This window comes from Microbacterium sp. (assembly GCF_047607465.1).
Lineage (GTDB): Bacteria > Actinomycetota > Actinomycetes > Actinomycetales > Microbacteriaceae > Microbacterium.
On record NZ_JASGCY010000032.1, the window covers coordinates 1 to 17,422 of the forward strand.

Consider the following 17,422-nt stretch of genomic DNA (forward strand, 5'->3'; position numbering starts at 1 on the left):
CTACCACCGTCGCCGACGCCAGCGCCGCCTGGGCCGTTTGACGCCCATCGAGTTCGAGACCATCATGAACACGACCGCCACACTGGCGGCGTGACTACAACCTGTCACCTATCCGTGCAGCAGTCCCACCCTTTCCCTTCGCATACTGGATAGTTCGGACGAGGAGGAGTCAGCAGATATGCGGTTGGGCGGCGACACGGCGCGGCAGATCGGGGTCGAGCAGCGGGCGGTGGGTGCCATGTATGCGCGGCTCGACGCCGAGGTCGTGGGGGCGATCTCCGCGCGTGAGCGCGTACTCGCCGACCCCGTGGAGGGCGCGCACGAGCTCTACGCCCGCGATGTGGAGGTCGGCCGCCTCACTCGCAGGGTCGCTGAGCTGCGGGCTGCGGAACGTTCGCTGTGCTTCGGGCGGATTGACCATGAGTCGGGCGAGACAATCCGCATCGGCAGGATCGGGATCCGTTCGGAATCGGATGCCTTGCCGCTGGTGGATTGGCGTGCCGAGGCCGCGCGTCCCTTTTATGCGGCGACACCCGCCGTGCCGCTCGGCCTGCGCCGCCGCCGACACCTGCGACTGACGGGCCGCACGGTCGTCGGTGTCAGCGACGAGATCCTGGATGGTTCCGCACCGCGACACGGGGACGTGGTGGGAGACGGTCCCCTCGTGACCGCGCTCAGCGGTGCCCGAACCGGACGGATGCGGGAAGCCGCAGCGACGCTCCAAGCGGAACAGGACGCGATCGTTCGGTCCCCTCATCGTGGGGTCATGGTGGTAGACGGTGGCCCGGGGACAGGCAAGACGATCGTCGCGCTGCACCGCGCCGCCTACGTGCTCTATGCCTTCCCTGCAATCGCTGAACGTGGAGTCCTTGTCTACGGACCGAACAGGCGGTTCCTGGACTACATCTCCGACGTGCTGCCCTCGCTGGGGGAGAACGACGTCACACTGGCAACACTCGCCGACCTCGCCGGCACGGAGGGGGCGGCCACGGAGTCCGACGAAGCCGCACGCATCAAAGGGCGGGCGGAACTGGCAACGGTGCTCGCCCGCTGGGTGCGAGACCGGCAACCGTCACGATCAGCCTTCGATGTCAAGGTCGGCTCGGAGACGATCACCGTTCCCGCCGAGCTGGTCGCGGAAGCGCACCGTCACGCCATCAGCGGTGGACAAGCGCACAGCCAGGCACGGGAAGTCTTCAAGGAGTTCATCGCAAGTGATGTTGTGACCGTGCTGGAGGAGCGGACGACGCAAGCCCTCACCGCGACGGACGACGAGGTAGCCGCTCTCCTGGGGGTCGACCTCGACCGGGCTGTCGCCGAAGACCTGCGCGCACTCGGGCTGGACGAAACGATCCTCCACACCGACCCTGAGATCGACTGGGATGCCATCCGGGAACAGCTCATCGAGGACCCCGGCCTCGACACCGCTATCGACGCGATATGGCCACGGCTCCACGCCGAACAGGCGCTGCGTGACTTCCTCAGCGATCACACCGCGCTTGCCACGTCGCTGCCCGAATTTGCGTCCGATGAATTGGTATCGACCCTCCGTCCGCGCCGAGGCGCGTTCACCAGGTCAGAGGTCGCGCTGCTCGATGAAGCGCGCGCTCTGATCGACGGGCCGCCCGAACAGACCTACGGCCACATCGTCGTAGACGAAGCCCAAGAGCTCTCCGAGATGCAATGGCGGATGCTGATGCGCCGCTGCCCGGCCCGATCCGTGACCGTCGTCGGCGACTTCGCCCAGGCGGGATCAGCGACGACGATCCGATCCTGGGCCGATGCTGTCGGCCCCTTCGTCGGCGAACGGTTCGAGCACCACCGACTCACCATCAACTACCGCACGACGGCCGAGATCCTGAACGCGACCGCACCACTGCTCGCGAGGATCGCCCCCGACCAGCAGCTCTCCACGTCGATCCGGCACGGCGACCAGCCGCACACCATCACCGTGACTGACGACGAACGAGATGACGTACTGCGGGAACTGGTCACGCAGGCGGCTGCCGACTTTCCCGGCGAACTCATCGGTGTCATCGGTGCGGCCGAGAGCGTTGCCACGCTCGGCATCGTGCTTGGCGATACCGGTGCGGGGATCGTGGCAGCGCCGGATGCGAGGGGCTTGGAGTTCGACAGTGTGCTCATCGTCGGCCCCGACGCCATTGAAGCCGCACGGTCCGGTGGCGCCCGCGACCTCTATGTCGCCCTTTCACGCGCGACCAAACGAGTCTGGATAGTGCGTTGCCCGACCAACTGACCCGATGCTCCCGAGAACCACCGCTCTTGCCGCTTCCGATGCCGAGGACGGTTCTTCGGGGCGGAGGTCACCATGCCTCGCGCCGACGCATCGTTCCAGTGGGTCACCGTCCATGCCGTGATGCATCGCCGGGTGACTGAAGCCGTGACGATCTACGACTGTGTGCGCCTGGCGGTCGTTTACACGCCGCCGATCTCGGAGGCGCTGCCGAGCTTGCCGTCGAATGCCTCGGGCCGGTGCCTGTCAGCGGGCGCTGCGCACCGGCCAGGAGCCGTCGAGCGCTTCCTCCGGGTCGAGACGGCCGATGCTGATGAAGTAGTCGGTGAGGCTCGCCGCCTGCGCCCGTGCCCAGCAGATCTGCTGGGTGTGCAACGCGCTCAGGCTCGTCGGCAGCTCGAACTGCCGCGCCATGGCCTGAGCGATGCGTCCGGCGGCGACCGCATCCGCCGACGCGTCGTGCGCCCCTTCGAGAGGCACGGCGTAGTGGGCGGCGACCACCTCGAGGGTGCGCTTACCCCGGCGGAAGCGGTCGTAGGCCTTGTCGATGACGAGCGGATCGATGATCGGCGACGGATCGATGAGAGCGTCGAGGCCGTGACGATGGGCCTCGTGCGCGAGAAGCGAGAAGTCGTAGGAGGCGTTGTAGGCGACGACCGGGACCCCTTGCGACAGCAGTGAGCGCAGCGCGCCGGTGACGTCGGCGACGACCTCGGACGCGGGCCTGCCATGCGCGCGTGCGTGCGCGGTCGTGATGCCGTGCACGGCCGTCGCGCCGTCGGGGATCTCGATGCCCGGATCGGCAAGCCAGTCGCGGGAGGCGATCTCGCGGCCCTTCGCATCGAGCACGCCCACGTGCGCGGTCACGATGCGATCGTGCTCGACGTCGACGCCGGTGGTCTCCAGATCGAAGACGCCGACGCGGCTCAGCCAGTGCGGGAGTGCGGGATCGGATGCCATGGCTTCACGCTAATGGGAGCGTCGGACATTGCCGGGAGGGCGCACGGCGTCTGAATAGACTCGGAGGATGACCGTGCCATCGCCCTACGCCGACCGCCTCGCCCGACTGCCGGTCGGGCGCCACGAGGCCGAGGTGCGCGGCGGCACGACGGTCTATTGGGAGTACGGAGCCCCGGACGCGCCGGTGACGATCGTCGCCGTGCACGGCTTCCGCGGCGACCACCACGGCCTCGAACCCGTCTTCGCGTTCCTGCCCGAGGCGCGCGTCATCGCCCCCGACCTCCCCGGCTTCGGGGAGAGCGCACCGGTGCCTGGTCGCACCTACGATCTCGACGAGTACGCCGCCTGGCTCATCGACTTCACGGCATCCGTCGCCCCCGGCGCCATCATCCTCGGCCACTCCTTCGGTTCGATCGTGACGTCCGCGGCCGTCGCCGCGGGGCTGCGGACGCCGCGCCTCGTGCTCGTCAACCCCATCGGCGCGCCCGCTCTCGAGGGGCCGAAGGGACTGATGACGCGCCTGGCGATCCTCTACTACGCGCTGGGGGCACGGCTGCCAGAGCGTCTCGGCACCGCGCTGCTGCGGCATCCGCTGATCGTGCGCGTCATGAGCGTCACCATGGCGAAGACGAAGGATGCTGCGCTGCGCCGCTTCATCCACAATCAGCACGACCGGTACTTCTCGGGCTTCGCCGATCGCGACGTGCTCAGGGACGCGTTCGTCGCCAGCGTGTCGCACGACGTGCGCGAGTTCGCCTCGGGCATCGACGTGCCGACCCTGCTCGTCGCGGCGCAGCGCGACGACATCACGCCGATCGAGGCCGAACGCGCCCTCGCCGGCATGTTCGCCGAGGCCGACCTCGTCGAGATCGCCCACGTGGGGCACCTCATCCACTACGAGACCCCCGCCGAGGCGGCAGCGGCGATCCGGCGCTTCCTCAGGATTCCCGTCGCGCCAGCCCGATGAGCCCCGCCACCCGGTAGGGGATCACCTCGCCCATCGCGAGCGAGGTCTCCGTGCGCTCGACGCCCTCGATGGAGAGGATCCGCGCATCGGTGTCGAACAGGTGGCGGGCGTCGCGGCAGGCGACGCGGGCCAGCAGATCGACGGAGCCGCTGAGGCCGTGGGCCTGCAGCACCTCGGGAATGCGCGCGAGCTCGGCGGTGATGCGGGGCAGCTCGGTCTGCCGCACGCCGATGCTCACGAACGCCTGGAGCGGGAAGCCGAGGACGTCGGGGGAGAAGGAGCGCTCGTAGGAGAGGAAGACGCCTGTCTGCTCCAGCCGCGACATCCGGGCCTGGATCGTGTTGCGCGACAGGCCAAGGGCCTCGGCCAGAGCGACGATGGTGACGCGGGGATCGTCGGCGAGGGCGGCGAGAAGCTCGAGGTCGATGCGGTCGAGGCCTGGCATAGTGCCAAAGAGTAGCACTGCGTACCCTCGACCGACTGAGCAACATGCTCAACGGCTACGCGATTGCTTGAGCGGGGTGATGAGCAGACGTACCCTCGAAGCACCGACGAAGACGCCGGTGGACGACGCGCAAGGCCTCACAAGGGCGCGCGCGACACAGGAGGACGATGATGTCACCGCAACTGACCCCGATCGCCGATACCGCGCAGGATCTCGAACTCTCCGAGCGGATCCTCGCCCCCGACGGCACGCGCATCGCGAACCCGCGCCTTGATCCTTTCGTCGCCGACGTCGCACCGGAGCAGCTGCGCGGGCTGCTGCGCGACATGACCGTGCTCCGGCGCATCGACGCCGAGGGCATCGCCCTGCAGCGACAGGGGCAGTTGGGCCTGTGGGCGCCGTGCAACGGGCAGGAGGCCACCCAGATCGGCACCGCCCGGGCACTCGCCGCGCAGGACTACGTGTTCCCGAGCTATCGCGAGACGGGGGTGATCTTCGCCCGCGGCGGGTATGCCAGTGACTTCGTGCGCGCTTGGCGCGGAGAGGAGGGGTCGTCGTACGACCCTCGGGAGCTGCGCATCGCGCCGGTGCAGATCATCATCGGCGCACAGACGCTCCACGCCGTCGGCTACGCGATGGGCATCAAGCACGAGGGGGCCGACGAGGTCGCGGTGACCTACTTCGGAGACGGGGCGTCGAGCCAGGGCGATGTCAACGAGGCGATGGTGTTCGCAGCGTCCTACGAGGTGCCGGTCGTCTTCGTCTGCCAGAACAACCACTGGGCGATCTCGGAGCCGGTCGCGGTGCAGTCGCAGTTCCCGATCGCCGGACGCGCGCCGGGCTTCGGCATCCCCAGCGTCCGCGTCGACGGCAACGACGTCCTCGCATGCATGGCGGCGATGCGCTGGGCGCTCGAGCACGCGCGAGCGGGGAAGGGACCGGCCTTCATCGAAGCCGTCACCTACCGCATGGGCCCGCACACCACGGCGGACGACCCCATCCGCTACCGCGACCCCGAGGAGGTCGAGTCGTGGCGCCGACGCGATCCGATCGCGCGTCTCGAGGCCCACCTGCGCGGTCTCGGCGCGTTCGGCGACGAGCACGCGGCCGAGATCGGCGCGGCGGCGGACGCCGCGGCTCGCGACCTGCGCGCGGCGTGCCTCGGCATGGTGACCCGTCCGCCGCTCGCCGTCTTCGACGGTGTGTACGCCGAGCCCCACACGGGCCTGCAGCGGCAGCGCGACGAGTACGCCGCGTATCTGGCGGCATTCGAAGGCGAGGCGTGAACATGGTCGAGCTCACCCTGGGCAAAGCCCTCGGAGCGGGCCTTGCCCGCGCCATGCGCGACGACGAGAAGGTCGTGCTGCTGGGCGAGGACATCGGCAGGCTCGGCGGCGTGTTCCGCATCACCGACGGGCTCATCGACGAATTCGGCGCGAAGCGCGTGATCGACACGCCGCTCGCCGAATCGGGGATCGTCGGCACGGCGATCGGCCTCGCGTTCCGCGGCTACCGTCCGGTCGTCGAGATCCAGTTCGACGGCTTCGTGTACCCCGCGTTCGATCAGATCGTGTCGCAGGTCGCGAAGCTCCACTACCGCGCGCAGGGCCGCGTGAAGATGCCGATCACGATCCGCATCCCCTGGGCGGGCGGCATCGGCGCGGCCGAGCACCACTCCGAATCGCCCGAGGCGTACTTCGTGCACACGGCCGGGCTCCGCGTCATCGCGGTGTCGAACCCCGAAGACGCCTATCGCAGCCTCCGCCAGGCGATCGCGTGCGACGACCCCGTGATCTTCTTCGAGCCGAAGCGCCTGTACCACCACAAGGGCGAGGTCGATCTCGACGCCCCGCCGGCCGACGCCCCGCCGATGGGGCTGGCGCGCGTCGTGCGCGCGGGGACGGATGCGACGCTGATCGCCTACGGCGCGATGCTCACGACCGCGCTTCAGGCCGCCGAAGCCGCGGAAGACGATGGGCTCTCGCTCGAGGTGATCGACCTGCGCTCGCTGTCGCCGGTGGACTACGACTCGATCGCAGCGTCCGTGCGCAAGACCGGCCGCGTCGTCGTCGCGCACGAGGCCTCGCGCGAAGCCGGGGTCGCCGCGGAGGTCATCGCGAGCATCACCGAGCGCTGCTTCGAGTATCTCGAGTCGGCGCCGCTGCGTGTCACAGGGCTCGACGTGCCCTATCCGCCCGCGAAGCTCGAGAAGTACTTCCTCCCCGACCTCGACCGGATCCTCGACGCCGTCGATCGCGTGCTCGACGGGCCGAACAGCCTGACGGGGGCGGGAGCATGATCACCGAGTTCCGTCTCCCCGACCTCGGCGAGGGCCTCACCGAGGCCGAGGTCGTGCAATGGCTCGTCGCCCCCGGAGATGCCGTCGCGCTGAACCAGACGCTCGCCGAGGTCGAGACCGCGAAGGCCGTGGTCGAACTCCCGTCGCCGTACGAGGGGACGGTCGCGAGGCTGCACGCCGAGGCCGGTCAGACGGTGGCGGTCGGGGCGCCGCTGATCGCCTTCGACGTCGCGGACGCCGCAGACGACGGCCCCGTCGGATCGGATGCCGAGGAGCAGGCGCAACCGAACCTCGTCGGTTACGGCGCCGCACCCGTGCACGGCGCGCGACCCGTGCGACGGGCGCGTCGCGCAGGCACCCCCAGCGCGGCCGACACCGCGGTGCTCGAGGCGGCCCCGCACGACGCGGCGCCGAGCGTCGAGCGGGAAACGGTGATCCAGCGGCCGCGGTCGACACCGCCGGTGCGCGCGCACGCGAAGCGGCTCGGCATCGCCCTCGCGCTCGTCGCCGCCGAGGCGGGAGACCGCGTCATCACGCGAGCGGACGTCGATGAGTACGCGCAGCGCATCGGCATCAGCGACCCGTCGGCCGAAGCGGGCCAGCAAGGGGCTGCCCCGGCATCCGCTGGCGCTCTGCACTCCTCGGAGCGCGAACTGCGCATCCCGATCCGAGGCGTGCGCAAGCACACCGCCGCCGCGATGGTGCACAGCGCCTTCACGGCGCCCCACGTCACGGTCTTCCTCACCGTCGACGTGACGGCGACCATGGAGCTGCTGGCGTCGTTGCGCGAGGACCGCACGCTCGCGGAGCACCGCATCGGCCCGCTCGCCGTCGTCGCGAAGGCCGCGTGCCTCGCCCTCGCGCGCACTCCCGGTCTCAACGCGCACTGGGACGACGAGGCCGGGGAGATCGTGCAGTACAACTACGTCGACCTCGGCATCGCCGCGGCCACCGACCGAGGGCTGATCGTGCCGAACATCCGCGATGCGGAGCAGCTCACCCTCGTCGAACTCGCCGACGCCCTGCAGCGTCTCGCCGAGACGGCGCGGGCCGGCAAGGCGACTCCGGCGGATCTCGCCGGCGGCACCTTCTCGATCTCCAACGTCGGCGTGCTCGGCGTCGACGCCGGTACGCCGATCCTGCCGCCAGGGCAGTCGGGCATTCTCGCCGTCGGCGCCGTGCGCCGTCAGCCCTGGGAGCATCGCGGGCAGATCGCGCTGCGCGATGTGATGACTCTGAGCCTGTCGTTCGATCACCGTCTCGTCGACGGTGCGGAGGGTGCCCGGTTCCTCAGCGACGTCGCCGACGTGCTGCGGGAGCCCGGTCGGGCGATGCTGCTCAGATAGCCGCGCGCAGCGCGGATTCGGCCATCGCGGCGAGCACCGCAGCGGTGGTCGATTGGCTTCTGGCCGCCTTCTTGGTCGAGTGCGGGGTGGAGTTGATGAGGCCGAAGCACGCCTGCACGCGCAGGCGCAGCTCATCGGTCGGCGCGTCGAGGAGGGCACCGAGGGCCGTGATCCACAGGGTGATGTACTCGCGCTGCAGCCGGCGGACCGCCTCGTGATCGGCGGCGGAGAGATGGGCGACGTCGCGATCGTGAACGCGGATGACATCGGCGTGCCCAAGGGCGAAGTCGACGTGGAACCGGATGAGCGCCCGCATCCGCTCTGCGTCGTCGGCGACCGACGTGAAGACGAGGGTGCCGCCGGAGACGAGGTCTTCGCTGACCTGCACGAGCACGGCGCCGAGGAGGGCCTGCTTGCCCGCGAAATGACGGTAGACGGCGGGGCCGGACACGCCGACGGCGGCGCCGATGTCCTCGAGGCTGACGCCGTTGTACCCGCGTGCCGCGAAGAGATGAGCGGCCTCGCGGATGATCGCGTCGGAGCGCTCGGCCTTGGCGCGATCACGTGCGGTGAGCGTGCTTGTCATCTCGGTTAATCCTCGCTAACCTGAATTGTCGGGTTGGTGAACACTAACCGAAACGCTCGTCCGGGCGCCACCGCTCGGCCGGCGCTCGCGACTCGAGGAGGAGTCAACGATGACGGCCACCCAGGCGCAGCTGGCGCAAGAGCTCCGCCTCCGCCTCGCCGAGGCCGCGCGCGGGGGGTCGGAATCATCCAGGCAACGGCACCTCGCCCGGGGCAAGCTGCTGCCGCGCGAGCGGGTGTCGCGGCTGCTCGACGAGGGGAGCCCGTTTCTCGAGATCGCCCCTCTCGCCGCGGAGGGGATGTACGGGGGAGAGGCGTCCGGTGCCGGCGTCATCGCTGGTATCGGTCTCGTGCAGGGGCGGCACGTCATGGTCGTGTGCAACGACGCGACCGTCAAGGGCGGCACCTACTACCCGATGACGGTCAAGAAGCATCTGCGCGCGCAGGAGATCGCCCTCGAGAACCGGCTGCCCTGCCTGTACCTCGTCGACTCGGGTGGCGCGTACCTGCCGAAGCAGGACGAGGTCTTCCCTGACCGCGATCACTTCGGCCGCATCTTCTTCAACCAGGCGCGGCTGTCGGCCGCCGGCATCCCGCAGCTCGCCGCTGTGCTCGGCTCCTGCACCGCCGGCGGCGCCTACGTCCCCGCGATGAGCGACGAGACGGTGATCGTTCGGGGGCAGGGAACGATCTTCCTCGGAGGGCCGCCCCTGGTGAAGGCGGCGATCGGCGAGGTCGTCTCGGCGGAGGAGCTCGGCGGAGGAGAGCTGCACGCCCGCCGCAGCGGCGTCGTCGACCACCTCGCCGAGGACGACGAGCACGCGCTCGAGATCCTCCGCGACATCGTCGCCACGCTCCCGGCTCCCGCATACCCCGCGTGGGAGGTCCAGCCGGCATCGGCTCCGGCCGAGCCCGGATCGGTCTACGACGTCGTCCCCGTCGACGTGAACGCGTCCTACGATGTGCGCGCGGTGATCGACCGGCTCGTGGACGCCGATTCGGTGCGCGAGTTCAAGCCCGAGTACGGCACGACCCTCGTCACGGCCTTCGCACGACTGCACGGGCATCCGATCGGCATCGTCGCCAACAACGGCGTCCTCTTCAGCGAATCCGCGCTCAAAGGCGCCCACTTCATCGAGCTCTGCGACCAGCGCGGCATCGCGCTGGTGTTCCTGCAGAACATCACCGGATTCATGGTCGGATCGGATGCCGAGGCCGGGGGCATCGCGAAGGACGGCGCGAAGATGGTCACCGCCGTCGCCACGACCCGCGTGCCCAAGCTCACCGTGATCATCGGGGGCTCCTTCGGCGCCGGCAACTACTCGATGTGCGGGCGCGCGTACGGCCCGCGGTTCCTGTGGACGTGGCCGGCCAGCCGCATCTCGGTCATGGGCGGCGCGCAGGCGGCCTCGGTGCTGGCGACGGTCAAGGAGGAGCAGCAGACGGCGCGCGGCGAGGCGTGGAACGCCGACGAGCGGGCGGCGTTCGAGGCGCCGATCCGCGAGCAGTACGAGACCCAGGGCGAGCCCTACTACGCCACCGCACGGCTGTGGGACGACGGCATCATCGACCCCGCAGACACCCGCGACATCCTCGGGCTCGCGCTCGACGTCGTCAGCCGCACCCCGCTGCCCGAGCCCCGCTTCGGCCTGTTCCGGATGTGAACGCGATGACCGGACCGATCTTCCGCACCGTCCTCGTCGCGAACCGCGGCGAGATCGCGCGCCGCGTCATCCGGACCCTGCGTGGCTGCGGCATCCGCAGCGTCGCCGTCTACAGCGACGCCGATGCCGGGGCGCCGCACGTCAGGGAGGCCGACGAGGCCGTGCGGATCGGACCGGCGCCCGCGGCCGCGTCGTACCTCGACATCGATGCTGTGATCGCCGCCGCGCGGGCGACGGGGGCGCAGGCGATCCACCCAGGCTACGGTTTCCTCTCCGAGAGCGTCGGGCTCGCCGAAGCCTGTGCCGAGAGCGGGATCGTCTTCATCGGCCCCGGGGTCTCGGCCCTGCAGATCATGGGCGACAAGGCGAAGGCGCGCGAGCACGTGCGGCGTCACGGCGTTCCGGTGGTACCCGGCTTCGACGCGCGCGGGCTCTCCGACGCCGAGATCGCCGAGGAGGCGGATGCCGTCGGATACCCGCTGCTCGTCAAACCCAGCGCCGGGGGCGGCGGGAAGGGCATGGAGATCGTGTCCGATGCCGCGGGACTCGTCGCGGCGCTCGCGTCGGCGCGGCGCATCGCGGCGGCCGCCTTCGGCGACGATGCGCTGATCCTCGAGCGCCTGATCCGCCGGCCGCGCCACATCGAGGTGCAGGTCTTCGGCGACGTCCAGGGCACGCTCATCGCCCTCGGCGAGCGCGAGTGCACGCTGCAGCGCCGGCATCAGAAGGTGATCGAGGAGGCGCCGTCGGCAGGCATCCCCGCACAGACCCGTCAGCGGCTGCGGGACGCCGCCGTGCTGGCGGCCGAGAGCGTCTCGTACGTCGGCGCAGGCACGGTCGAGTTCCTCATCGACGCCGACGCGCCCGAGGAGGTGTTCTTCATCGAGATGAACACGCGTCTGCAGGTCGAGCATCCGGTGACGGAGGAGGTGACTGGAATCGATCTCGTCGCTCTGCAGCTGCGGGTGGCCGCAGGCCTCCCGCTCGATGCGGAACCGGTCGTCCGAGGGCACGCGGTGGAGGCGCGGATCTACGCGGAGGCGCCTGAGCGCGCCTTCCTGCCCTCGACGGGGCAGGTGCTGCTCTTCGCCGCTGCCGAGGGCGTGCGCGTCGACTCCGCCGTCGAGACCGGGAGCGAGATCACCGGGTTCTACGACCCGATGATCGCCAAGGTGATCGCCAGGGCCGATGACCGTGTGACGGCGCTGCGCCTGCTCGACGAGGCGCTCGGCCGCACCGTCGTCCTCGGCGTGGAGACGAACATCGCCTTCCTGCGCCGTCTCTGCCAGGATCCGCGCGTGATCGCCGGCGACCTGGACACCGGACTCATCGACGCACTCCTGCCGCTGGAGCCCGCCGTCCCGTCACCGGCCATGCTGGCGGCGGCGAGAAACCACTTCGAGCGCGAGACACACCCCGGGCAGTGGTGTCTCGCGCCGGACATGGTTTCTCGCCGTGCGGGGGCGGTGTGGGCGGCGGCGCGCGACGATGCGGCGCGGTGGGTCGGGGTCGTCACGGACGACGGGCGGGAGTTCGTTGCGGCGGGTGGAGAGGCGGATGCGGCGGCCGGAGAAGTGGGCGGAGAGGCGGATGCGGCAGAAGGCGTCGCGTGCGCGGCGGCCGTCGACGGGTCGGGAGCGATCTGGGTGAGCGAGGGCGGCAGCACGATGCGGCTGCATCCGCTCGATCGACGAGGACGGATGCTGCGGCGCCTCGCCGCCCGCGCGGTCGAGGCCCGCGCCATCGAGCCCGAGGTGCGCGCCCCGATGCCCGGCGCGGTCGTCGCTGTGCACGTCGCCGACGGCGCCGAGGTCATCGCGGGGGCGCCGCTCGTCTCGATCGAGGCGATGAAGATGGAGCACCTCGTGACGGCACCGCACGACGGCGTCGCGGCGCACCTGGTCACGGTCGGCGATCAGGTGCGCCGCGACCAGGTGATCGCCCGTGTGACGCCGCACGACGACGAATCCGAAGAGGAGAGCAACTGATGGAGGACCTGACCGCAGAGGAGCGCGAACTCGCCGCGATGGTGCGCGAGTTCGCCGACACCGTCGTCGCGCCGCAGGCGTACGAGGCCGATCGCACGCACACCCTGTCGATGGACGTTGTGGCGCAGATGGGGGAGCTCGGCCTGTTCGGGCTGCCCTTCCCGGAGGAGCACGGCGGGCAGGGCGGCGACTACCTCGCGCTCGGGCTCGCGATCGAGGCGCTCGGCCGCGTCGACCAGTCCATCGCGATCACGCTGGAGGCTGGCGTCAGTCTGGGGGCGATGCCGATCTTCCGCTTCGGAACCGATGCGCAGAAGCAGCAACTGCTGCCCGACCTGCTCGCGGGGCGGGCGCTGGCCGGCTTCGGGCTCACCGAGCCGGAGGCTGGTAGCGACGCCGGCGCGACGCGCACCACCGCCAGGCTGGAGGACGGCGAATGGGTGATCAACGGGTCGAAGCAGTTCATCACGAACTCCGGCACGCCCATCACGCGCTTCGTCACCGTCACCGCTGTCACCGGTTCGTCGGACGGGCGACGCGAGATCTCCACGATCATCGTGCCGAACGCGACACCGGGGTTCACCGTCGAGCCCGCGTACGACAAGGTGGGCTGGCACGCCTCCGACACGCATCCGCTCACGCTGGACGGCGTCCGCGTTCCCGAGGAGAACCTGCTCGGCGAGCGGGGGAGCGGGTTTCGCAACTTCCTCAGCATCCTCGACGAGGGGCGCATCGCGATCGCGGCCCTCGCCACGGGCGCCGCAGAGGGGTGCCTTGAGGCAGCGGTCGACTACGCCAAGAGCCGTACGATCTTCGGCAGCGCCCTCAGCACCCGGCAGAACGCGCAGTTCACCATCGCGCGCATGCGGGCGCGGGTGCACACCTCGCGCCTGGCCTGGCGGCACGCCGCGCGCCTGCGCGATGCGGGCCGTCCGTTCGCGGAAGAGGCGGCGATCGCCAAGCTCGTGTCCGGCGAAGCCGCCATGGACAACGCCAGAGACGCCACGCAGATCTTCGGCGGCAACGGCTTCATGAACGAGTACCCCGTCGCCCGGCACTACCGCGATTCCAAGATCCTCGAGATCGGCGAGGGCACCACCGAGGTGCAGCTGCTCGTCATCGCCCGATCGATGGGAATGGTGTGACCGCCATGACCCACGACATCGTTCAGCGCGGACTCTACTTCGAGGAGTTCTCCCTCGACGCCCGCTATCTGCATCGACCGGGGCGCACGGCGACCGAGTCGGACAACGTGCACTTCACCACGCTCACCATGAACACCCAGGCCCTGCACCTGGATGCGGCCTTCGCCGAGACGCAGGAGTTCGGCCGGCGCCTTATGAACTCGATGTGGACGCTGTCGACCATGGTGGGAATGTCGGTCGCCCAGCTCACCCAGGGGACCCTCGTCGCGCAATTGGCGCTGGAGGGCGTCTCGTTCCCGCATCCGCTCTTCGCCGGGGACACGCTCTACACCGAGAGCACCGTCATCTCCAAGCGCGCGTCGTCGTCGCGCCCAGCGCAGGGCATCGTGACGATCGCGCACATCGGACGCAATCAGGACGAGGTGATCGTGGCGCGAGCGACCCGCACGGTTCTCGTCCATCGGCTGCCCGCGACCGGGTGAGCGGCGCTCTCAGACGAGCACCGACTCCTCGAGCAGCCGCAGCGAGCCGGGGGAGGCGGCGAAGCGGTGCACGGAGCCGTTGGCGAGCATCTCGCCGACCCGGGGGAGGGTGCCGCCGGAGACGTGAGCGATAAGGGCGCGGATCACCCCGCCGTGCGCGACGACGATGACCGATTCGGCCTTCGGTGCCGACCGGCGACGCGCATCGGCATCGATCTGCGCGAGAGCGTCGAGCGCTCGTACCGCGACCTCCGCGAGGGACTCCGCCCCCGGTACGGGCGCCTGCCAGTCGCCGTAGGTGTCGAGGTAGTCGGCGACGAGCATGCCTTCGCCCGCGCCGAAGGAACGCTCGCGGATGCCGTCGACGAGGCGCGGAGCGGGCAGATCGAGCGCCTCCGCGATGATCTCGGCCGTCTCCCGCGCGCGGGCGAGAGGGCTCGCGAAGATCGCCTGATGCGTCGTGCCGGCCAGCAGCGCCGCAGCCTTCAGGGCATCGGCGCGGCCGGTGTCGTTGAGCGGGATGTCGGAGGTGCCCTGGATCCGCCGATCGAGGTTCCAGTCGGTCTGTCCGTGCCGTACGAGCGTGATGAGCGTCATCTCGGCTCCTTCCGTTCGTCGGGTGCGTGTTCGTCGATGGTGCGATCGAGCAGCCGCTCGGCGATCGCCGGCAGGACGTCGCTCGTGCCCGCCGAGATCGTGAGGTGCGCCCAGACGTCGGCCCGGGTGGGCTCGCGGTTGACGATGACGAGCGGGATGCCGCGTCGCCGCGCCCGCTCGATGAGGCGGATGCCGGAGTTGACGACGAGCGAAGACCCAGCGACGACGAGGGCGGTGCTCGCCCTCAGCAGCGACTCCGCCGCCTTGAAGCGGTCCTGGGGGACGTACTCGCCGAAGAAGACGACATCGGGTTTGAGCATGCCGTCGCAGACCGTGCAGGACGGGATGACGAATCCCTCGGTGCTCTCCGGGAGCACGTCGCCGTCGGGGGCGAGAGCGACGTTCTCGGGCACCGCGATCCAGGGGTTCAGCTCTTCGATCTGACGGGCGATGTCCCGGCGGTCGAACACCTGGCCGCAGTGCAGGCAGTGCACGCGGCGCATGGTCCCGTGCACTTCGATGACGTGCGAGCTCCCGGCGCGCAGGTGCAGTCCGTCGACGTTCTGGGTAATGACGCCGGTCACGTGGCCGGCGTGCTCCAGGGCCGCGAGGGCGAGATGTCCCGGATTGGGCTCGGCGCGGGCGAACGCCTGCCAGCCGAGATGCCCGCCCACCCAGTAGCGGCGCCGTGCCGCCTCGTCGCCGAGGTAGCGGTCGATGGTCATCGGATCCGAGCGCGGGCGCACGCCTTCGCCCCGGTACGCGGGGATCCCCGAATCGGTCGAGAGGCCGGCGCCTGTGAGGATCGCGATGCGACGCCCGCGGAGCAGGGCGACGGCCTGGTCGACCTGCGTGCGCAGCCTGGCATCCGTCGTCGCGGTCACGGCACCTCCCCGTGCGAGTCTACGATGCCCGATGCCGACCGTCGGACGGCGTGACACAGTGGAGGCCTATGGAACTCATCGAGATCACCGATCAGGAGGATCCGCGGCTGGACGACTACCGCGGACTCACGGACACGGCGCTGCGCGCTCTCTCCGAGCCCGCTGGCGGGCTGTACATCGCCGAGTCCTCGAAGGTGATCGCCCGCGCCGTCGCCGCCGGCCACCGGCCGCGCTCGGTGATGGTGCAGCGTCGATGGGTCGACGGCATCCGCTCCCTCCTCGACGGCTGCGATGCACCCGTCTACCTCGTGCCCGATGCGGTCGCCGAGGCGGTGGCCGGGTACGCCGTGCACCGCGGCGCCCTCGCCTCCATGCATCGGCCGGCGCTGCCCGCCGTCGACGCGCTCATCGCCGGCGCCCGACGTGTCGCCGTGATCGAGGACATCCTCGATCACACCAACATCGGCGCGCTCTTCCGTTCTGCGGCAGCTCTCGGCGTTGACGCGATCCTGGTCAGCCCTCGCTGCGCGGATCCGCTCTACCGCCGATCGGTGCGGGTGTCGATGGGGACGGTCTTCCAGGTGCCGTGGACGCGCCTCGAGAGCTGGCCGGGCGGGCTCGCCTGGTTGCAGGAGGCGGGGTTCGTCGTCGCCGCGACGACGCTCGGGGCGGGCGCCATCGCCCTCGACGACTTCGTCGAGGAGGGGCACGAGCGGATCGCGCTCGTCTTCGGGAGCGAGGGCGACGGCGTGGCCGCCGAAACCGAGCAGCTCGCCGACCGGCGCATCACGATCCCCATGGCCGGCGGTGTCGACTCGCTGAACGTCGCGGCATCGTCGGCCGTCGTGTTCTATGCGACGAGGGTGCGGGGCTGAGGATCCATGGCGCCTTCGAGACCGTGATCCGCCACGCCGTGCAGGGCTCAGTCGTTCTCGGGGAACAGGACCGGCGTGGGCTCTGGACGCTTGGCCTCGATGTGGTCTCCGGACGACTGATGCCTGAGGCGACGCAGCACCCAGGGCACGAGGTGCTCCCTCGCCCAGCCGAGGTCTTCGGCGCGGGCCTCGCGCCAGGTCCGCAGCGGCAGCGGCGCGGGCTCCATCGCTTCGAGGTCGTTGGGCACGTTCAGGGCGCGCAGCACCATGCGCGCGACCTCGTGGTGGCCGAGAGCATTGAAGTGCAGCCGATCGTCGTCGAAGAAGCGCTGATCCTGCACGACCTTCAGGGCCCACTGGTCCGCCACGATGCAGTCGTGTCGGTCTGCGATGGCGCGCACGTTCTCGTTGTAGATGGCGATCTTGCCACGGAACGGGCGGAAGACGGGTGTGAACCCGGTGTCGATGCCGGTGAAGAGCACGACGGCGGCCCCGGTGGAGGACAGCCGCGCGACGGCGTCATCGAGCTGCTCGGCGATGGCGTCGGGATCGGTACCAGGGCGGATCACGTCGTTGCCGCCCGCGCAGATCGAGACGAGGTCCGGATGCAGGGCGACGGCGGGCTCGATCTGGTCTTCGACGATCTGGGCGATGAGCTTGCCGCGGACGGCGAGGTTCGCATAGGCGAAGTCGTCGACCTGCTGCGAGAGCACATCGGCGACGCGGTCAGCCCAGCCGCGGTGGCCGCCGGGCACCGAGGGATCGGGGTCGCCGATGCCCTCGGTGAAGGAGTCGCCGACGGCGACGAAGCGGCGCCAGGGGTGAGCGGTGTCGTTGGCCACGAAAGGGGCCCTGGTCGAATCCTGATCCGTCATCCGGCTCTCCTTCGTCAGCGGTCGTCCGCGAGCTGCGGCGACGCCGTGCACGAGCC

Annotated in this window: 16 protein-coding genes; 10 read left to right on the top strand and 6 right to left on the bottom strand. The window is 70.2% G+C overall.

Annotated features, from left to right (window positions below; genetic code table 11):
• The first annotated feature begins 178 nt into the window (after positions 1 to 178).
• Entirely contained in the window at positions 179 to 2,257 is a 2,079-nt protein-coding gene (locus tag QM568_RS03690) for a HelD family protein (RefSeq protein WP_415135939.1), read from the top strand.
• A 243-nt stretch (positions 2,258 to 2,500) separates the two neighbouring features.
• Here QM568_RS03690 and QM568_RS03695 read toward each other — a convergent pair whose 3' ends face one another.
• Positions 2,501 to 3,214, bottom strand: coding sequence for a 3'-5' exonuclease (locus QM568_RS03695; protein ID WP_415135941.1), 714 nt, complete (start codon positions 3,212 to 3,214; stop codon positions 2,501 to 2,503).
• Between the two features lie 67 nt (positions 3,215 to 3,281).
• Between QM568_RS03695 and QM568_RS03700 the strand changes: the two genes are divergently transcribed.
• On the top strand, positions 3,282 to 4,181 hold the full coding sequence (locus QM568_RS03700) for an alpha/beta fold hydrolase (protein ID WP_415135943.1): 900 nt from the start codon (positions 3,282 to 3,284) through the stop codon (positions 4,179 to 4,181).
• On the opposite strand, the gene QM568_RS03705 is transcribed toward QM568_RS03700, so the two are convergent.
• The gene (locus QM568_RS03705; RefSeq protein WP_415135945.1) at positions 4,153 to 4,626 is read right to left on the bottom strand and encodes an Lrp/AsnC family transcriptional regulator; all 474 of its coding nucleotides are present in this window, start codon (positions 4,624 to 4,626) and stop codon (positions 4,153 to 4,155) included. The two genes, QM568_RS03700 and QM568_RS03705, sit on opposite strands and share 29 nt — an antisense overlap.
• 170 nt (positions 4,627 to 4,796) lie before the next feature.
• On the opposite strand from QM568_RS03705, the gene pdhA reads away from it, so the two are divergent.
• Genes pdhA through QM568_RS03720 form a run of 3 tightly spaced genes read left to right on the top strand, consistent with a single transcriptional unit; the run spans position 4,797 to position 8,271 of the window.
• Positions 4,797 to 5,912 carry a pyruvate dehydrogenase (acetyl-transferring) E1 component subunit alpha gene (gene pdhA, locus QM568_RS03710; RefSeq protein WP_415136069.1) on the top strand — a complete coding sequence of 372 codons (1,116 nt, stop codon included), beginning with the start codon at positions 4,797 to 4,799 and terminating at the stop codon, positions 5,910 to 5,912.
• 2 nt (positions 5,913 to 5,914) lie between these two features.
• Entirely contained in the window at positions 5,915 to 6,925 is a 1,011-nt protein-coding gene (locus tag QM568_RS03715; protein ID WP_415135947.1) for an alpha-ketoacid dehydrogenase subunit beta, read from the top strand.
• Positions 6,922 to 8,271 (top strand): dihydrolipoamide acetyltransferase family protein, encoded by a 1,350-nt coding sequence (locus tag QM568_RS03720; RefSeq protein WP_415135949.1) that lies wholly within the window; start codon positions 6,922 to 6,924, stop codon positions 8,269 to 8,271. Before QM568_RS03715 ends, QM568_RS03720 begins: the two co-directional genes overlap by 4 nt.
• Here QM568_RS03720 and QM568_RS03725 read toward each other — a convergent pair.
• The gene (locus QM568_RS03725) at positions 8,264 to 8,857 is read right to left on the bottom strand and encodes a TetR/AcrR family transcriptional regulator (protein WP_415135951.1); all 594 of its coding nucleotides are present in this window, start codon (positions 8,855 to 8,857) and stop codon (positions 8,264 to 8,266) included. The two genes, QM568_RS03720 and QM568_RS03725, sit on opposite strands and share 8 nt — an antisense overlap.
• A gap of 109 nt (positions 8,858 to 8,966) precedes the next feature.
• Between QM568_RS03725 and QM568_RS03730 the strand changes: the two genes are divergently transcribed.
• Genes QM568_RS03730 through QM568_RS03745 form a run of 4 tightly spaced genes read left to right on the top strand, consistent with a single transcriptional unit; the run spans position 8,967 to position 14,135 of the window.
• The gene (locus QM568_RS03730) at positions 8,967 to 10,520 is read left to right on the top strand and encodes a carboxyl transferase domain-containing protein (protein ID WP_415135953.1); all 1,554 of its coding nucleotides are present in this window, start codon (positions 8,967 to 8,969) and stop codon (positions 10,518 to 10,520) included.
• Between the two features lie 5 nt (positions 10,521 to 10,525).
• Positions 10,526 to 12,508, top strand: coding sequence for an acetyl/propionyl/methylcrotonyl-CoA carboxylase subunit alpha (locus QM568_RS03735; protein WP_415135955.1), 1,983 nt, complete (start codon positions 10,526 to 10,528; stop codon positions 12,506 to 12,508).
• The gene (locus tag QM568_RS03740) at positions 12,508 to 13,653 is read left to right on the top strand and encodes an acyl-CoA dehydrogenase family protein (protein ID WP_415135957.1); all 1,146 of its coding nucleotides are present in this window, start codon (positions 12,508 to 12,510) and stop codon (positions 13,651 to 13,653) included. The genes QM568_RS03735 and QM568_RS03740 overlap by 1 nt, the downstream gene beginning before the upstream one ends.
• A gap of 5 nt (positions 13,654 to 13,658) precedes the next feature.
• Positions 13,659 to 14,135, top strand: coding sequence for a MaoC family dehydratase (locus tag QM568_RS03745; protein WP_415136071.1), 477 nt, complete (start codon positions 13,659 to 13,661; stop codon positions 14,133 to 14,135).
• A 9-nt stretch (positions 14,136 to 14,144) separates the two neighbouring features.
• Here the strand turns inward: QM568_RS03745 and QM568_RS03750 are convergent, their stop codons facing one another.
• Together QM568_RS03750 and QM568_RS03755 are read right to left on the bottom strand one after the other, a co-directional pair.
• Positions 14,145 to 14,732 (bottom strand): histidine phosphatase family protein, encoded by a 588-nt coding sequence (locus QM568_RS03750; protein ID WP_415135959.1) that lies wholly within the window; start codon positions 14,730 to 14,732, stop codon positions 14,145 to 14,147.
• Positions 14,729 to 15,616, bottom strand: coding sequence for a Sir2 family NAD-dependent protein deacetylase (locus QM568_RS03755; protein ID WP_415135961.1), 888 nt, complete (start codon positions 15,614 to 15,616; stop codon positions 14,729 to 14,731). The genes QM568_RS03750 and QM568_RS03755 overlap by 4 nt, the downstream gene beginning before the upstream one ends.
• A 68-nt stretch (positions 15,617 to 15,684) precedes the next feature.
• Between QM568_RS03755 and QM568_RS03760 the strand changes: the two genes are divergently transcribed.
• The gene (locus QM568_RS03760) at positions 15,685 to 16,491 is read left to right on the top strand and encodes a TrmH family RNA methyltransferase (RefSeq protein WP_415135963.1); all 807 of its coding nucleotides are present in this window, start codon (positions 15,685 to 15,687) and stop codon (positions 16,489 to 16,491) included.
• A gap of 47 nt (positions 16,492 to 16,538) precedes the next feature.
• Here the strand turns inward: QM568_RS03760 and QM568_RS03765 are convergent, their stop codons facing one another.
• On the bottom strand, positions 16,539 to 17,366 hold the full coding sequence (locus QM568_RS03765) for an SGNH/GDSL hydrolase family protein (protein ID WP_415135965.1): 828 nt from the start codon (positions 17,364 to 17,366) through the stop codon (positions 16,539 to 16,541).
• Between the last annotated feature and the right edge of the window lie 56 nt (positions 17,367 to 17,422).

What these genes read in the sequence shown, in the direction of transcription:
- QM568_RS03720 (WP_415135949.1), top strand. Translation starts at nt 6,922, where the DNA reads ATGATCACCGAGTTCCGTCTCCCCGACCTCGGCGAGGGCCTCACCGAG.
- QM568_RS03735 (WP_415135955.1), top strand. Translation starts at nt 10,526, where the DNA reads ATGACCGGACCGATCTTCCGCACCGTCCTCGTCGCGAACCGCGGCGAG.
- QM568_RS03750 (WP_415135959.1), bottom strand. Translation starts at nt 14,732, where the DNA reads ATGACGCTCATCACGCTCGTACGGCACGGACAGACCGACTGGAACCTC.
- QM568_RS03715 (WP_415135947.1), top strand. Translation starts at nt 5,915, where the DNA reads ATGGTCGAGCTCACCCTGGGCAAAGCCCTCGGAGCGGGCCTTGCCCGC.
- QM568_RS03745 (WP_415136071.1), top strand. Translation starts at nt 13,659, where the DNA reads ATGACCCACGACATCGTTCAGCGCGGACTCTACTTCGAGGAGTTCTCC.
- QM568_RS03700 (WP_415135943.1), top strand. Translation starts at nt 3,282, where the DNA reads ATGACCGTGCCATCGCCCTACGCCGACCGCCTCGCCCGACTGCCGGTC.
- pdhA (WP_415136069.1), top strand. Translation starts at nt 4,797, where the DNA reads ATGTCACCGCAACTGACCCCGATCGCCGATACCGCGCAGGATCTCGAA.
- QM568_RS03765 (WP_415135965.1), bottom strand. Translation starts at nt 17,366, where the DNA reads ATGACGGATCAGGATTCGACCAGGGCCCCTTTCGTGGCCAACGACACC.
- QM568_RS03730 (WP_415135953.1), top strand. Translation starts at nt 8,967, where the DNA reads ATGACGGCCACCCAGGCGCAGCTGGCGCAAGAGCTCCGCCTCCGCCTC.
- QM568_RS03705 (WP_415135945.1), bottom strand. Translation starts at nt 4,626, where the DNA reads ATGCCAGGCCTCGACCGCATCGACCTCGAGCTTCTCGCCGCCCTCGCC.
- QM568_RS03695 (WP_415135941.1), bottom strand. Translation starts at nt 3,214, where the DNA reads ATGGCATCCGATCCCGCACTCCCGCACTGGCTGAGCCGCGTCGGCGTC.
- QM568_RS03740 (WP_415135957.1), top strand. Translation starts at nt 12,508, where the DNA reads ATGGAGGACCTGACCGCAGAGGAGCGCGAACTCGCCGCGATGGTGCGC.
- QM568_RS03760 (WP_415135963.1), top strand. Translation starts at nt 15,685, where the DNA reads ATGGAACTCATCGAGATCACCGATCAGGAGGATCCGCGGCTGGACGAC.
- QM568_RS03690 (WP_415135939.1), top strand. Translation starts at nt 179, where the DNA reads ATGCGGTTGGGCGGCGACACGGCGCGGCAGATCGGGGTCGAGCAGCGG.
- QM568_RS03725 (WP_415135951.1), bottom strand. Translation starts at nt 8,857, where the DNA reads ATGACAAGCACGCTCACCGCACGTGATCGCGCCAAGGCCGAGCGCTCC.